This is a genomic window from Pseudonocardia sp. ICBG1142 (assembly GCF_020496255.1).
Lineage (GTDB): Bacteria > Actinomycetota > Actinomycetes > Mycobacteriales > Pseudonocardiaceae > Pseudonocardia.
Genome location: NZ_JAHLJC010000030.1, coordinates 430298 through 445741 on the forward strand (window position 1 = coordinate 430298; position 15444 = coordinate 445741).

Here is a 15444-nt window from a genome sequence, read left to right on the forward strand (position 1 = left end):
AGCGGTCATGCTGGCACGGACCGGGCGCGGACGGGCATCATCGAGGAGGTGGACGAGGTGGTGGGACCCGAGCAGATCCGTATCTCCGACGCCGAACGCCAGGCCGTCGCCGACCGGCTGCGTGCCGCCCACGCCGAGGGCTACCTCGACCTCGCCGAGTACGACGAGCGCCTGACCGAGGTCTGGCGGATGCGCACCCGGGGCGACCTGGGCCGGGTGACCCGGGACCTGCCCGCCGAGCGGAACCCCGGCCGTCGCGACGGCCTGGTGTTCGCCGCGAGCCCCGGCGGCATCGCCATGAAGGTCCTGTCGATCATCTGGCTGTGCATCACCGCCGCGGCCGCGGCCGGGACCACGGTGCTGGCGCTGCTCACCGACCTCAGCCCCTTGTGGTTCCTGATCTTCTCGGCGCCGACCGGGGCGGTGCTGCTGACCCTGTGGGTGGCCGGTGCGGGCCGTCCCCGGCGCAGCGGCGCCTGACCGCCGCGCCGGGACGGCTCAGCCGCCCGACCGCTCCTGCTCGTAGCGCTTGGTCATGGTGTCGACGGCGTCGAGCTGGCTCTGTGCGTGCTTCTCCCGCGTGGAGCTGGCCCGGTCCTTCGCGGCCAGAGTGCCCGCGGCCTGCCCCTGGAACTCGGGCATGACGTGCTGGGCGATCAGCTCGTAGGAGCGCTTCGTCGCGGTCGGGTCGGCCCACTCGTGGCCGAGCAGCAGGAACGCGCCGAACCCTCCTGACTGGTCGACGAGCTTGCGCACCTGGGCCTTCGCGTCCTCGACGGTGCCGATCGCGCCGATCCCGGCGTCGTTGATGAAGTCGATCATCTCCTTGACGTCACCGCCCGCCACCGCCATCTGCGGGAACGCCGCGACCTTCTGGAAGTACCGGAACCAGTGCTCGATGCCGTACTCGACCTCGCGGTAGGCCTGCTCCCGGGTCTCGGCGACGTGCATCAGCCCGACCAGCCGCCACTTGCCGCGGTCCGGTGTCGGCTGCCCGTGGTGGGCGGCGCGCTCCTCGACGACACCCCAGTGGTGGGCGAGCGCGTCGAAGCCGTCCTGGGTGAGGGTGGCGCCGATCGACAGCAGTCCGACCCCGTGCTGCCCGGCCATCCGCGGCCCGGTCGGCGAGGCCACCGCGGCGACCGTGATGTCGAAGCACGGGTCGGAGTAGGGCGCCAGCTGCAGCTGGGCGTCGACGAGGGTGTGGGTGCGGGTCCGGGCGGTGACGGTCTCCCCACGCAGCAGCCGCATGATGATGTCGAGGTTCACCTCGAGCAGCTCGCGCGTGTCGGTGGGGTTCAGGCCGATCATGGCCGAGTCGGTCGGCAGCGAGCCGGGGCCGCAGCCGAGCATCGCCCGCCCGCGGGTGAGGTGGTCGAGCAGCACCATGCGGTCGGCCACCCAGAGCGGGTTGTGGTAGGCGATCGAGGTGACGCCGGTGCCCAGCCGGATGTGCCGGGTCCGCTCCGCGGCGGCCGCGATGAAGATCTCGGGGGACGCGATGATCTCCGAGCCCGCGGAGTGGTGCTCCCCGATCCAGGCCTCGTCGTAGCCGAGCCGGTCGAGGTGCTCCACCAGCTCGAGATCGCGCTGCAACGCGAGTGTGGGGTTCTGCCCGGGCTGGTGGAACGGGGCCAGGAAGGTGCCGAATCGCAGTCTGCTCACGGTGACTCCTCGTCGCTCCGGCGCCCACTCCGTCGAGGACGCCGTCACGACAGTCCTTACCTGCCCTGACGGGCGTCACGCAAGCGTTGCACGAGGGTGGCAGACCGGGTGAACGGCCGGTGTACGGACGTCCGTGACGACCCGATAGGTTCCGCGATCATGGGACACCGCGAGGAGCTTCTGGACGGGGCCGCGCAGTGCCTCTACGAGAAGGGGTTCGGCCGCACGACCGCACGGGACGTAGTGGCCGCGTCCGGGACGAACCTGGCCTCCATCGGGTACCACTTCGGCTCCAAGGACGCCCTGCTCACCGAGGCCCTGCTGCGGGCGACGACGGCCTGGGGAGAGGAGCTCGACCGGGCGCTCGCCGAGCCCGCCGGCGGGCCCACCGACCCGCAGCGACGGGTCGAGGAGACCTGGAGCCGGGTGGTCGGCCTGTTCTCCACCCAGCGACGTCTGTGGGCCACCCACGTCGAGGCGCTCGCCCATGCCGAGCGGCTGCCCGAGCTGCGCGCGAAGCTCGCCGAGGCCCAGTGGGAGATCCGCGAGGGCCTGGCCCTCACCTTCCACACGCTGCCCGACGACCCGGCCGCCGCGGACCGCCGCGTGCACGTGCTCGGCTCCGTCTACCAGGCGCTGCTCACCGGGCTCATGGTCCAGTGGATGGTCGACCCCGACACCGCGCCGTCCGGTGTGGACATCGCCGAGGGGCTGCGCGCCATCGCCGACCGGGCCGACGCCTTCGCCTGATCCCCCGGCGGGTCAGTGCCAGGGCTCGACCCGGCCGATGATCGTCCCGCCACGGACCGCACCGGGCTCGGCCACCCGCACGGTGAACGTCCCCAGCGCGAGGAAGCGCAGGGTGACGGTGCCCCCGGCGCTGACGTCGACGGCGCGGCCCTGCTCCGGGACCAGCACCCGGCGCGCGACGTCGCTGCCGACGGTGAGCACCACCGTCGTACCCCGTCTCACCCGCACGGTCGGGACCGCGGTCACCGGCCGTGCCTCCCAGTGGTCGAAGCGGACCGGGGTCAGGCCGTGAGAGTCGGCGGACGCGGTGACGGTCGGCCCGGCCGCGACGGTGCCCGTCGTCGGTCCGACGGCACCGCAGCCCGCGGCGGCCAGGGGGAGCACGAGCATCCCGGCGAGCAGCAGCCGGGCCGGTCTCCGCATGCCTCCATGCTGCCGGATGCGCGGCCGCCGACCCCGCCCGGTGCACCCGTTCGTGGCATTCGGCACGATCGGGTCGTGAGCCAGCACCCGATCGCCCCCGTTCCCCCGACGCTCTTCGACGACGAGCGCGAGCAGCGCTGGCGGTCCCGGTTCACCGCGGTCCGCATGTCGCGCCCCGGATGGGCCCGCGACGCGCCGGCCCGCTTGGTCTACGTCTCCAACGCGACCGGCACCTTCGAGATCCACGCGTGGGACCGCGACTCCGGGGAGCACCGCCAGGTCACCGACCGGCGCAACGGCACCACCTCGGCCGTGCTGCCGCCGGACGGCGGACAGATCTGGTGGTTCGCCGACACCGACGGCGACGAGTTCGGCCACTGGGTCGCCCAGCCGTGGACCTCCGGCCCCGGCGCCGACACCGTGCCCGCCGTCCCCGGTGTCGGCGACGGCTACCCGGCGGGCCTGGAGATCGGCCGCCGCGTCACCGCGGTCGGGGTGTCCACCGACGACGGCACCGTCCTGTCGGTGCACGAGCGCGGCTCCGGCACCGACGCGCGCGAGATCTACCGGCACACCGAGGACGCCGGCGTCGGCGCGCTGTCGGAGGACGAGACGCTGCTCGCCATCTCCCACTCCGAGCACGGCGACTCCCGCCACCCCTCGCTGCGGGTGCTCGACGTCGCCACCGGTGACACCGTCGCCGAGCTGCACGACGGGCCCGGCCGCGGCCTCGCCGCGCTGGAGTTCTCCCCCGTCGCCGGGGACCAGCGGCTGCTGGTCGGCCACGAACGCCGCGGCCGCGACGAGCTGCTGGTCTGGGACCCGACCACCGGCGAGGTCACCGAGCTCGCGATCGACCTGCCCGGCGAGCTCGTCGGCGGCTTCGTCCCGGACGCCTCGGCACTGCTCGTCGCGCACACCCACGCCGCCAGGACCCGGCTGTTCCGCTACGCCCTGGCCTCCGGCGAGCTGACCGAGCTTCCGACCGCGCCCGGCTGCGTCGGGTCCGCCGAGGTCCGCGACGACGGCACCGTGGAGTACTCCGCGTCGTCGGCGGCCACCCCGTCGCAGATCCGGGCGCTGCGCCCGGACGGCACCGACGACGTCCTGGTCGCCCCGCCCGGGGAGCGCCCGCCCGGCTCGGTCGCCGTGCGCGACGTGTGGACCGAGGGCCCCGGCGGCGCCGTGCACAGCCTCGTCGCCGAGGCGCCGCGCACCGACGACGGCCCGGCGCCCGCGGTGTTCGTGCTGCACGGCGGCCCGCACGCCGCCGACGAGGACCGTTTCGACGCCGGCCGGGCCACCTGGGTCGAGGCCGGGTTCACCGTCGTCGAGGTCAACTACCGCGGCTCCACCGGCTACGGCTCGGCGTGGCGCGACGCGATCGAGGGCCGCCCCGGGCTGACCGAGCTGGCCGACGTCGCCGCGGTGCAGGACGCGCTGGTCGCCGACGGCACCGTCGACCCGGCCCGCTGCGTCGTCGACGGCTGGTCCTGGGGCGGATACCTGTCGCTGCTCGCGGCGGGCACGCAGCCGCAGCGGTGGGCCGCGGCCGTCGCCGGGGTGCCGGTGGCCGGCTACGTCGCCGCCTACGCCGACGAGATGGAGCAGCTGCGCGCGTTCGACCGGGCGTTGTTCGGCGGCTCCCCCGACGAGCTGCCCGACCTCTACCGGGAGGCCTCGCCGCTGACCTACGTCGACGAGGTCCGGGTGCCGGTCCTGGTGCTGGCCGGGGAGAACGACCCGCGCTGCCCGATCCGCCAGATCGACAACTACCTGGACGCGCTGGCCGCGCGCGGGGACGTGCCCTACGAGGTCAGCCGGTTCGACGCCGGACACGGCTCGCTGGTGGTGTCCGACCAGCTGGACCTGATCGCGACCGAGGTCGACTTCGTGCGCCGCGCCCTGGGCTGACTCACCGGGGCGCGTCGCCGAGCAGGCCCAGCACGTTCTCCGGCGGCCTGCCCACGACGGCCCGGTCGCCGTCGATCACCACGGGCCGCTCGATCAGCTTCGGCTCGGCGGCCAGCGCGTCGAGCAGGGTGTCGCGGTCGGCCCCGGCGAGACCCTGCTCGCGGAACGCCGGCTCGCCGGTGCGGGTGATCGCGAGCGGGTCCTCGGTGCCCAGCGCGGCCAGCGCCCGTTCGAGCTCGGCGCGGGTCGGTGGGTCGTCGAGGTAGCGGCGCACCGTCGGCTCGGCACCGTGCTCGGTCAGCAACGCGAGGGCGGCGCGGCTCTTCGAGCAGCGCGGGTTGTGCCAGATCTCCACGGCCCGAGCCTAGGACGCACGACGGCCCCGGGGGTGTCCCCGGGGCCGTCGGTCGGTGCGCGGAGCGGTCAGCCGCCGTTGCGGACGGCCTGCTCGATCCGGTCGCCGATGTTCTTGTCGACGTTGCGCCAGTACTCGAAGGCACGCTGCAGGACCGGCTCGGTCACGCCGTCGAGCAGGTGCCCGGCGACGTTGCCGACGAACCGTTCGCGGGCGGCGTCGTCGAAGACCTCGCGGACCATGATCCCGGCCTGGCCCCAGTCGTCGTCGGACTCGCGCAGCGTGTACGCGCTGCGGACCATGTCGCCGTCGGCGTACCAGAGGGCCTCGGAGACCCGCTTCGGGTCGGCCGCCGGGCCGCCGTAGGAGTTCGGCGCGTAGATCGGGTCACGGGTGTTCGTGATCCGCATCGCGCCGTCCTTCTGGTAGTTGTTCACCTCGCTGCGCGGCGCGTTGACCGGGATCTGCTTGTAGTTGACCCCGAGGCGGGCGCGGTGGGCGTCGGCGTAGGAGAACCCGCGGGCGAGCAGCATCTTGTCCGGCGACAGCCCGGTGCCCGGCACCAGGTTGTTCGGCTCGAACGCGGCCTGCTCGATCTCGGCGTGGTAGTCCTCGACGTTCTGGTCCAGCGTCAGCTTCCCGACCTTGATCAGCGGGTAGTCGCTGTGCGGCCACACCTTGGTCAGGTCGAACGGGTTGTACCGGTAGGTCTTCGCGTCGGCGAACGGCATGACCTGCACGTACAACGTCCACGACGGGTGGTTGCCCGCCTCGATCTCGTTGTAGAGGTCGGCCTGGTGGTAGTCGGGGTCCGAGCCCGCGAGGGTGTCGGCCTCGTCCTGGGTCAGGCACTCCACGCCCTGGTCGGACTTGAAGTGGTACTTCACCCAGACCATCTCGCCGGCGTCGTTGATCCAGCTGTAGGCGTGGCTGGAGTAGCCGTTCATCTGCCGCCAGGACTTCGGGATGCCCCGGTCGCCCATCAGCCAGGTGACCTGGTGCGCCGACTCCGGCGACAGCGTCCAGAAGTCCCACTGCATGTCGTGGTCGCGCAGGTTGTTCGCCACGCGCCGCTTCTGGCTGCGGATGAAGTGCTGGAACTTCATCGGGTCGCGGACGAAGAAGACCGGCGTGTTGTTGCCGACCATGTCCCAGTTGCCCTCGGTGGTCCACAGCTTGAGCGAGAACCCGCGCGGGTCACGCCAGGTGTCGGGGCTGCCGCGCTCACCCGCGACGGTGGAGAACCGGATGATCCCCCGGGACTCGACGCCGGGCTGCAGGAACGCGGCCTTGGTGTACTGCGAGACGTCCTCGGTGGTCTCGAACTTCGCGAAGGCTCCGCCGCCCTTGGCGTGGGGCTGACGCTCCGGGATGCGCTCCCGGTTGAAGTTCGCCATCTGCTCGATCAGGTAGTGGTCGTTGAGCAGGAGCGGGCCGTCGGGGCCGATGGTCAGCGAGTGCTCGTCGCTGGCGACCGGGCTGCCGGAGTCCGTGGTGGTGGGCTTGGGCTGGTGCGACGTGGTCACGGCCGAGCCTCCTCGTACGCGTGGTGGGTGGGGCGGGCGGGTGATGGCCCCGCCGGTGCGACCGAGACGCTCCCGCGGCTGCGCGGCCGCGTCGCGGTCGGCGGTGTTCGGTACCCACTGACTTCCCGTGCGGCCCAGGTCGAAACCCGGAACCGGTTCGCGACGACGCCGGGGCGCGGGTCAGGATGGGGTCGTGCCCGACACCGCCGCCACCGCACCGCGTACCGGCCTCGGCGCGTTCGCCGACGTGCTGCGCCTGCCCGGGGTCGGCGCGATCACCGCGATCGGCATGGCCGCCCGCATCCCCGCGACGGCCGTCGGCGTCACCCTGACCCTGCACACCGTCACCACCCTGGGCCACGGCTTCGGCGCCGCCGGTCTCGTCGCCGCCGCGGTCCCGACCGGGATGGCGATCGGCGCCCCACTGCTCGGGACGGTGGTCGACCGCCACGGGCTGCGCCCGGTCCTGGCCCTCACGATGACCGCGGGCCTGCTGTTCTGGTCGGTCGCGCCGCTGCTCGGCTACGCCGGTCTGCTCGGCGCGGCCTTCGTCGCCGGCGTCCTGACCCTCCCGGTGTTCTCCCTGGTCCGGCAGGTCATCGCGGCCGCCGTCCCGCCCGGACGGCGACGCCCCGCGTTCGCGCTGGACTCGATGACCGTCGAGATCTCCTACATGGCCGGGCCCGCCGTCGGATCGCTGCTGACGGTGTGGCTGGGCTCGGCGACGACGATGCGCGTGATCGGCGCCGGGTTCGTCCTGGCCGGGATCGCGCTGTGGCGGCTCGACCCTCCGGTCCGCGCCGACGGCGACGAGGCCGCCCGCTCCGGCCCCCGCCCACTGCTGCGCAGCTGGCTGACCCGGCCGCTGGTCGGCGCGCTGCTGACGGTGACCGCCGCGGTGATCGCGATCATGGGCACCGAGTTCGCGTTCATCGCCGCCCTCACCTCCGCCGGGCAGGCGTGGGCGATCGCGCTGGTCAACGTGGTGTGGTGCCTGGCGTCGCTGGTGGGCGGGTTCCTCTACGGCAGTGCCCGCCGCAGTCTGCCGCTGCCGCTGCTGCTCGCCGCCCTCGGTCTGGCGACGCTCCCGGCAGCGCTGGCCTGGTCGTGGTGGAGCCTGCTGTTCCTGCTGATTCCGGCGGGCCTGGCGACCGCGTCGACGCTCGCGGCGGGCAGTGCCGCGATCGGCGATCTCGCCCCGGACCGGGTGCGCGGCCTGGTCACCGGGCTGCAGGGTTCCGCGACGACGCTCGGGATCGCGATCGCGACCCCGCTCGCGGGGCTGCTGGTCGACACCGCGTCCCCCGGCGCGGCGATGCTGGTGTGCGGGTCGGTCGCGGTCGTCGCCGCCGCGGTGGCGGCGCCGCTGCTGCGCGCCCGGGCCTGACCGGCCGGGCCGCACGCCGTCGGCGTCACCGAGATGCACCTCAGCGGGAATCGTGGATCTTCCAGGCCCGCTGGGCTGCATCTCGGTGATCCCGCTGCCGCCGAATGGTCGACGAGCGGTCGCGCAAGTCGGACACTGAGAGCGTCCACAGACGATCGGCGCAGCGCACCGCCCGGGCGCGGCGGACGGGTGTGCCACTCGGGCAGACTGGACCGAGTGAGCGCACCGCCCCACCCCGACTCCGAGACCCAGCCCATCCCGAGTGGGCGGCCCCGTCGCCGGGGAGGTCGGGTGCGCTGGGGGTTCGCGCTGCTCCTCGGCGCCGCGGCCGCGCTCGCGACGCTGCCCGACCTCGTCGGCCTCGACGCCCACTCGCCGTTCGCGCAGGTCATCGCGTTCCGGCCGCTGATGGTCGCCGCGCTCGGCGTGCTGGTCGTGGTCGGGTTGTTGATCACCCTGGCCGCCCGCCGGTTCTGGCCGGTGCCGGTCGTCCTCGCGCTGGTGGCGCTGGTCGGCGCCGCGATGGTGCTCCCCCGCACCGTGGCGAGCCCCGCCCCCGCCGGCGGGACCCCGCTGAAGGTGCTGGCGCTCAACGTCTACGAGGGCAACGCCGACGCACGGTCCCTCGCCGCGCTCGTCGCCGAGCAGAACCCCGACGTCGTCTCGATCCCGGAGGCGGGCGGGCGCTACGAGAGCGAGATCGCCCCGCTGCTGGAGCCGCTGGGCTACCGGACCGCGTCGAGCGTCGACCGCTGGGACCGCGACGTCACCGGCAACACCGTCGCCTGGTCGGACCGGCTCGGCGACGTCCGCACCCGGGTCGGCAAGGACGTCCGCTTCGACTACATCGAGATCACCGGCGGCGGCCTGGGGGACCTGCGCTTCGTCGCGTTCCACTCCGTCGCCCCGGTGCCGCGCTCGGTCGGGCAGTGGCGCTCGGACCTGGAGACCGTCGCCAAGTGGTGCTCCGGGACGAGCCCGGCGATCGTGGCCGGGGACTTCAACGCCAGCCTCGACCACTCGGTGTTCCGCGACGCCATCCAGGGCTGTGGCGACGCCGGGTCGCAGACCGGCAACGGGCTGGCCGGGACCTGGCCGACCTGGGCACCGGCGTGGCTGGGACCGCAGATCGACCACATCGTCTACACCGGCGGGATCAGCGCGGAGTCCTTCTCGACGCACCTGGTGCCGGGCACCGACCACCGCGCGATCGTCTCGACGCTGCGCCTGCCGTAGACCCTCCACGACCGACGGCCGCCGCCCCGGATGTCCGGGACGGCGGCCGTCGTCGTGGAAGGGAGGGGTCAGCCGGCCGCGGCGACCGTCTCCGCCACCTCGTAGGTGTTCAGCGCGGCGCCCTTGCGCAGGTTGTCCCCGCACACGAACAGCTCCAGGGTGTTCGGGAAGTCCAGCGACTGCCGGATCCGGCCCACCACGGTCGGGTCCCCGCCGACGGCGTCGGCCGGGGTCGGCCACTCACCGGCGGCCGGGTCGTCCTTCACCACGATGGTCGGCTGCGCGCCGAGCACCTTGCGGGCCGCGTCCACCGAGACCTCCGAGGAGAAGGTCGCGTGGATCGCCAGCGCGTGCGTGGTGACGACCGGGACGCGTACGCAGGTCGCGGAGACCTTGAGCTCCGGGATCCCGAGGATCTTGCGGGACTCGTTGCGGACCTTCAGCTCCTCCGACGACCAGCCGTCCTCCTTGAGCGAGCCCGCCCACGGCACGACGTTGAGCGCCAGCGGGGCGGGGAACGGCGAGCCGTCCCCGACCGGGATCCCGGCCTCGGTGAGCACCGCGGCGACGTCGCCGGAGACCTTGCCGGCGTCCTTGCCCGCCAGCGCGGAGATCTCGGCCTGCAGCTGGTCGATGCCGGGCTGACCGGCGCCCGACGCCGCCTGGTACGACGACACCACCAGCGCCTCGAGACCGAACTCGCGGTGCAGCGCACCCATCGCCGCCATCATCGACAGCGTCGTGCAGTTCGGGTTGGCGATGATGCCCTTGGGGCGCTCGGTCACCTTCTCCGGGTTGACCTCGGGCACCACGAGCGGGACCTCGGGATCCATCCGGAACGCACCGGAGTTGTCGACGGCGATCGCGCCGCGGGAGGCGGCGATCGGCGCCCACTCGGCGGAGACCTCGTCCGGCACGTCGAACATCGCGATGTCGACGCCGTCGAAGACCTCGGGCGCGAGCTCCAGGACGGTGATGTCCTGGCCGCGGACCGTCAGCACCTTGCCGGCGCTGCGCGCGGACGCGATCAGCCGGATCTCGCCCCACGGCACCGACTCGCGCGCGTCGATGATCTCGATCATGGTGGTGCCGACGGCACCGGTCGCGCCGACGAGCGCCAGAACGGGCTTGTCCATGGCCATCCCGCTCACCGGCCCGTTCCGGCGGCGACCACCGCGTCGTCCTCGGCGCCGAGCTCGAACGCCACGTGCAGCGCCTGCACCGCGTCGTCGAGCTGGTCGGAGCGGCAGATCACCGAGATCCGGATCTCCGAGGTGTTCATGGTCTCGATGTTGATCCCGGCGTCGGAGAGCGCCTCGCAGAACTTGGCGGTGACGCCGGGGTGGTTGCGCATGCCGGCGCCGACCAGGGAGACCTTGCCGATGTCGTTGTCGTAGATCAGCTCGGCGAACCCGATCTCGGCCTTCGCGCGCTCCAGCGCCGCGACGGCGGTGTCACCGTCGGTGCGGGGCAACGAGAAGGTGATGTCGGTCTTCTTGTCCGACACGTTGGAGATGTTCTGCAGCACCATGTCGATGTTGATCTCCGCGTCGGCGACCGTGCGGAAGATCTTCGCCGCCATCCCGGGGGTGTCCGGCACGCCGGTGACGGTGATCTTGCCCTCGGACCGGTCGTGGGCGACGCCGGTGATGATCGGATTCTCCAACGGGATCTCCTCGATCGAGCCGGAGACCAGGGTGCCCGGCTTGTCGTTGTAGGAACTGCGCACCCGCAGCGGGACGCCGTAGCGGCGGGCGTACTCGACGGCGCGCAGGTGCAGCACCTTCGCGCCGGACGCGGCCAGCTCGAGCATCTCCTCGTAGGTGACCGTCTCGAGCAGGCTGGCCTTCGAGACGATCCGCGGGTCGGCGGTGTAGACGCCGTCGACGTCGGAGTAGATCTCGCAGACGTCGGCGTTCAGCGCGGCGGCCAGCGCGACGGCGGTGGTGTCCGACCCGCCGCGGCCCAGCGTGGTGATGTCGCGGGAGTCCGCGCTCATGCCCTGGAAGCCGGCGACGAGCACGATGTGCCCCTCGTCGAGGGCCTCGCGCAGGCGCCACGGGTTCACCTCGGTGATGCGGGCGTCACCGTGCTTGGACGTGGTGAGCATCCCCGCCTGCGAGCCGGTGAACGACCGGGCCTCGGCGCCGAGGGAGTGGATCGCCATCGCGACGAGCGCGTTCGAGATGCGCTCCCCCGCGGTGAGCAGCATGTCCATCTCCCGCAGCGGCGGCTTCGGGGAGATCTGCTCGGCGAGATCGGTCAGCTCGTCGGTGGTGTCACCCATGGCGGACACGACGACGACGACATCGTGGCCCTCCTTGCGGGTGCGGACGATGCGCTCGGCGACCTTCTTGATGCGCTCCGCGTTCTCGACCGACGAACCGCCGTACTTCTGCACGACGAGGGCCACGCCGACCTCCAATCCTGACTCCGCGTGGGAGCCGTCGGGTGCACACTTCGACCGCCGTGATGCGCAGGTGACGCATCGGCGGCGCTGGTCGGAACGGAACAGTACCGGCGAGCACCGCCCGTTTTCAGGATCTGGACGGTCACCGATGACCCAGACCACACGGGCTCGCCCACGGACCGGCGCTCGGGTATGAGCCGCCCCTCACCCGACCGTCGTACGACGGCGGTGCCGACGGACCGCGTCGGTGTTGCCGCAGCGTGCGCTGCAGTAGCGCTGCCTGCCGTTGCGGGAGACATCGGCGTAGACGCGGGTGCAGCCCTGCGCGGCGCACCGGCCGAGCCGGTCCATCCCCCGGGTCGCCAGGTGGGTGGCGGTGCCGGTCGCGAGCAGGGCACGCAACACACCGGCCAGGCCCAGGCCGTCGTCGCGGTGGTGCAGGTGCCAGTGCCCGTCGTGGTCGGTGAGCCGCGGCGGCCCGGTCGACTCGGCGAGCAGGGCGTTGAGCAGCCGTGCCCGCTCCGCGCCGGGTCCGGCGTCGACGACCTCCTCCCATCGGCGCAGGAAGTCCCGCACGGCGGGCAGGTCGGACCCGACCGGCTCCCAGTCGCGGGACACCCCGGCGGCGAGGCAACGCTCCACCAGCTCCCCGGTCGACGACGGCGGCACGTTCACCAGGTCGGCCGCGAGCAGGACCGGATCCTGGCCGTAAGGGTTGATGTGCACTGAACCATTACAGCAGCGTGGTCGTCGTGAGCACACCCCTGGACCACGAATGGCGCACCGCGTCCCGGCACCGCACCTCCGACGGAGTGGTGAGCTACCAACGCTGCCGGTGCGGGGCCTGGCGCATCCGGCTCGCCGCGCCCGGCACCGCCACCGTGGCGGCCAGTGCCGGGCGGGACCGCGCGCTCCGGTGAGCAGCGGTCCGGGGCGCGCTCACCCCAGGTCGACGATGGCGGCGACCGGCCCGCCCCCTCGGGGCCCTGGTGGGCCGCGGACACGGACACGAACACCGCGGGGTCGCCGGTGACGGCGGCGGTGACCCCGCCGACGCAGGCCTTGATCTGGCGGTGCCAGTGCACGTCGGAGTCGTCGAGCATGGCGTTGCGCCGGCCGCGGACCGTGCCGTCCTGCGACGCCTCGCACTTGAGGAACACGTTGACCAGGCGACCGTCCAGGGCCGAGGTGTGCGGCCGCTCCGGCAGGTCCAGGCCCGCGTCACGGATCGCCTTCCAGATGCCGTCGGCGTCGAGGGCATCGGTCATCACCGAGTGCCCGATCCGGTAGCGGCCGCCGACCCCGGTCGCGTTCCCGACCACGACGACCTGGGCCCGGTCCAGCTCGACGCCCGACGAGCAGGACGCCACCGCCGAGTAGAGCCCGCGGTCGTGCATGACGTCGGCGTCGGACGGCATCTCGATCTCGCCGAGCGCCACGGCGACGCCGAGCGCGGTGCAGCCGTTGGACAGGTCCATCGACTCGTGGGTGTGCTCGGTCCCCACACGGTCTTCCCGCGGGACTTGGCGTCACGGATGGTGTGGATGGTCAGCAGCGGGGTCTTGGTCTGGACGTAGTGCACGTCGGCGGGGTCGGTGATGCCGGCCTTCTTCATCGCGGCCTGCACCGCGTCGGCCACCTTGGTGATCATCGGCGTGCGGCCGATGTCCTCCGGTGCCAGCTGCTCGCTCATCGCGAACCCGACGGTCAGGCGGGGCTCGTCGGAGGGCACGACGTCCTCCGGCGGGACGGTCGCGAAGATCGTCGCGTGCGGGCTGATCACGCCGTCGGTGCCGCCGGACCAGACGATCGGGACCTCCCGGACCTGCTCGGCCGGGGCGCCCTTCTCGACCAGCACCTCGCGGAAGGCACGGTCGGCGATGATGCGGGTGTAGTCGTTGACCCCGCCGTTCCCCTCGGTCTTGCCGATGATCGCGACGACCCGGTCGGCGTGCAGGACCCCGTCGTCGATCAGCGACGCGAGCTCGCTCGCGTCGGCCACGGAGTGGATCGGGACCTTGCGCACCTCGATGGCGTCGGGCATGACGGACTCTCCTTCTCCAGCGGTCTCAGGACGGGACGACGACGGTTCCGGCGTCGCCGGTGACGGCCTCGGTGATGTGGGCGAGGTCGGTGATGACGGCGCGGGTGCCGCCGTTCTCGACGAAGCGGCAGGCCGCGTCGACTTTGGGGCCCATCGAGCCGCCGGCGAAGTGACCGTCGGCGGCGTGGGCACGCAGCTTCTCGACACCGATCGTGCCGAGCGGCTCGGCGGCCGGGGTCCCGAAGTGCAGCATGGCGTGCGGCACGTCGGTGCCGATGACGAGCACGTCCGCGCCGACCGTGCGGGCGAACAGCGCGGCACCGAGGTCCTTGTCGATGACGGCCTCGACGCCGGCCAGCTCGCCGCCGGGCAGCCGCACGACCGGGATCCCGCCGCCGCCGTTGCCGACGACGACGAACCCGGCGTCGACCAGGGCCCGGATCGCCGGGCCGTCGACGATCTCGAGCGGCTCGGGCGAGGCGACCATCCGGCGCCATCCCCGCTCGCCACGGTCCTGCCAGGTCTGGCCGTGTGCGACCAGCACGGCGGCCTCGGCGGCCGGGAGGTGGCGCCCGACCGGCTTCGACGGCCGGAGCAGGCCCGGGTCGTCGGCCGCGACCCGGGTGCGGGTCACCACGGCGGCGGTGCGCCGGTCGACCCCGGCCGCCGTCAGCGCCGCGTCGAGCGCCGTGGTGAGGACGAAGCCGAGCGTCCCCTGGGTCTGCGCACCGCACCAGTCCAGCCCGACCGGTGGGACGACGGCGGCCGCCAGCTCGTTCTTGACCAGCAGGTTCCCGACCTGCGGGCCGTTGCCGTGGGTGATGACGACGTCGTGGTCGCGGGCCAGCAGCCCGGCCACCGCCCCGGCGGCGACGCGCGCCGCGGCGATCTGGTCCTCCGGCCGCGCGCTGCCGTCGGCGGCGGTCATCGCGTTGCCGCCCAGTGCCAGCAGGACCCTCACGACGACACCGCCGGGAGCGGGGTGGCCGCCGTGCCGCTCGCCGTGTCACCGGCGGCGGAGACCGGGCCTGCTCGCTGGCAGGGGTCACCGACGATCATGGGTGCTCCTTCCCGAGGAGATGGGCGAGCGGGCGGGTGCCCACGGGCAGGCCGTACCGGTCGTAGTAGGCGAACATCGCGTCGAGGACCGGGCCGAGGCCGGACGGCCCGGGGACCCGCTCGGCGGTCGTTCCCGCCTCCGCCGCCAGCTCGGCGACGGTCGCGGTGCGCGTCGCGAGCTCGTAGGTGGCGCCCTCGTGGCCGGGTTCGGTCAGGACGGTCGCGGCGGCCGCCCCGACCTCGTCGAGGTCGGCGAACCCGAAGACGGCGTGCACGTCGTAGGGCACCCGGACCGGCCCGGTCAGGTCCAGGTTCTGCAGGTAGGCGGCGGGCTGCAGGATCGTCCAGCGCAGCCCGGACCGGCGGACGACGTCCTCGGCCCTGGCCTTGCCCAGGTGGTGCGGCATGTCCGGGGCGTACGGCGCGGCCACCGAGTGGTAGCCGACCCGGCCGACCCCCGCGGTGCGGAGCCCGTCGAGCCAGCCCGCGACCAGCGCCGGCTCGTCCGGGTGCAGGTTCGGGGCGATCAGGTAGGCGGCGTCGGCGCCGGCCGCGGCTCCGGCGACGTCGTCCGCGCGCCCCAGCGGGACGGCGGTGGCGCCCCGCGCCCGCAGCGCGGCCGCCACCGCCCGCCCGGTCTTGCCGTGGCCCCCGCAGATCACGACCCGCACGGCG

General features: G+C 73.4%; 15 protein-coding genes and 1 pseudogene. 5 read left to right on the forward strand and 11 right to left on the reverse strand.

Translation table 11 applies throughout. The features are described 5' to 3' along the window. The first annotated feature begins 48 nt into the window (after window positions 1-48). Window positions 49-480 (forward strand): DUF1707 domain-containing protein, encoded by a 432-nt coding sequence (locus KPL59_RS16150; RefSeq protein WP_226353104.1) that lies wholly within the window; start codon window positions 49-51, stop codon window positions 478-480. Window positions 481-498: 18 nt separating this feature from the next. On the opposite strand, the gene KPL59_RS16155 is transcribed toward KPL59_RS16150, so the two are convergent. Further along, window positions 499-1665, reverse strand: a complete 1167-nt coding sequence (locus tag KPL59_RS16155; protein WP_226353105.1) for an LLM class flavin-dependent oxidoreductase — start codon at window positions 1663-1665, stop codon at window positions 499-501. Window positions 1666-1824: 159 nt separating this feature from the next. Here KPL59_RS16155 and KPL59_RS16160 point away from each other — a divergent pair, with 159 nt between their 5' ends. Continuing rightward, window positions 1825-2415, forward strand: coding sequence for a TetR/AcrR family transcriptional regulator (locus tag KPL59_RS16160; RefSeq protein WP_226361282.1), 591 nt, complete (start codon window positions 1825-1827; stop codon window positions 2413-2415). Window positions 2416-2427: 12 nt separating this feature from the next. On the opposite strand, the gene KPL59_RS16165 is transcribed toward KPL59_RS16160, so the two are convergent. Further along, window positions 2428-2838, reverse strand: a complete 411-nt coding sequence (locus KPL59_RS16165) for a hypothetical protein (RefSeq protein ID WP_020623580.1) — start codon at window positions 2836-2838, stop codon at window positions 2428-2430. Window positions 2839-2913: 75 nt separating this feature from the next. On the opposite strand from KPL59_RS16165, the gene KPL59_RS16170 reads away from it, so the two are divergent. Next, a complete protein-coding gene (locus KPL59_RS16170) occupies window positions 2914-4752 on the forward strand; it encodes a prolyl oligopeptidase family serine peptidase (RefSeq protein WP_226361283.1) in 1839 nt (612 codons plus the stop codon). A 1-nt stretch (window position 4753) separates the two neighbouring features. Here the strand turns inward: KPL59_RS16170 and arsC are convergent, their stop codons facing one another. Together arsC and KPL59_RS16180 are read right to left on the reverse strand one after the other, a co-directional pair. Next, window positions 4754-5107, reverse strand: a complete 354-nt coding sequence (arsC, locus tag KPL59_RS16175) for an arsenate reductase (glutaredoxin) (protein WP_226361284.1) — start codon at window positions 5105-5107, stop codon at window positions 4754-4756. A gap of 68 nt (window positions 5108-5175) precedes the next feature. Beyond that, on the reverse strand, window positions 5176-6633 hold the full coding sequence (locus KPL59_RS16180) for a catalase (RefSeq protein ID WP_226361285.1): 1458 nt from the start codon (window positions 6631-6633) through the stop codon (window positions 5176-5178). A 193-nt stretch (window positions 6634-6826) separates the two neighbouring features. Here KPL59_RS16180 and KPL59_RS16185 point away from each other — a divergent pair, with 193 nt between their 5' ends. Beyond that, window positions 6827-8020, forward strand: a complete 1194-nt coding sequence (locus KPL59_RS16185) for an MFS transporter (protein ID WP_226361286.1) — start codon at window positions 6827-6829, stop codon at window positions 8018-8020. Between the two features lie 291 nt (window positions 8021-8311). After that, on the forward strand, window positions 8312-9256 hold the full coding sequence (locus tag KPL59_RS16190; protein WP_020623586.1) for an endonuclease/exonuclease/phosphatase family protein: 945 nt from the start codon (window positions 8312-8314) through the stop codon (window positions 9254-9256). Window positions 9257-9324: 68 nt separating this feature from the next. Here KPL59_RS16190 and KPL59_RS16195 read toward each other — a convergent pair whose 3' ends face one another. The 7 genes and pseudogenes from KPL59_RS16195 to KPL59_RS16220 all read right to left on the reverse strand — a co-directional run bounded on the left by KPL59_RS16195 (window position 9325) and on the right by KPL59_RS16220 (window position 15440). Next, on the reverse strand, window positions 9325-10398 hold the full coding sequence (locus tag KPL59_RS16195; protein WP_075312495.1) for an aspartate-semialdehyde dehydrogenase: 1074 nt from the start codon (window positions 10396-10398) through the stop codon (window positions 9325-9327). A gap of 5 nt (window positions 10399-10403) precedes the next feature. Further along, window positions 10404-11669 (reverse strand): aspartate kinase, encoded by a 1266-nt coding sequence (locus KPL59_RS16200; protein ID WP_149663997.1) that lies wholly within the window; start codon window positions 11667-11669, stop codon window positions 10404-10406. Between the two features lie 201 nt (window positions 11670-11870). Then, window positions 11871-12392, reverse strand: coding sequence for a CGNR zinc finger domain-containing protein (locus KPL59_RS16205; protein ID WP_020626898.1), 522 nt, complete (start codon window positions 12390-12392; stop codon window positions 11871-11873). Continuing rightward, on the reverse strand, window positions 12338-13144 hold the full coding sequence (locus KPL59_RS35760; RefSeq protein ID WP_255677133.1) for a ring-opening amidohydrolase: 807 nt from the start codon (window positions 13142-13144) through the stop codon (window positions 12338-12340). The genes KPL59_RS16205 and KPL59_RS35760 overlap by 55 nt, the downstream gene beginning before the upstream one ends. Window positions 13145-13215: 71 nt before the next feature. After that, window positions 13216-13710: pseudogene (locus tag KPL59_RS35765) on the reverse strand (ring-opening amidohydrolase); the annotation flags it as partial. A 25-nt stretch (window positions 13711-13735) separates the two neighbouring features. After that, window positions 13736-14671, reverse strand: coding sequence for a carbamate kinase (locus KPL59_RS16215; protein WP_226361287.1), 936 nt, complete (start codon window positions 14669-14671; stop codon window positions 13736-13738). A gap of 94 nt (window positions 14672-14765) precedes the next feature. Continuing rightward, complete coding sequence (locus tag KPL59_RS16220; protein ID WP_226361288.1) at window positions 14766-15440, reverse strand: SDR family oxidoreductase; 675 nt, start codon at window positions 15438-15440, stop codon at window positions 14766-14768. Window positions 15441-15444 lie beyond the last annotated feature (4 nt).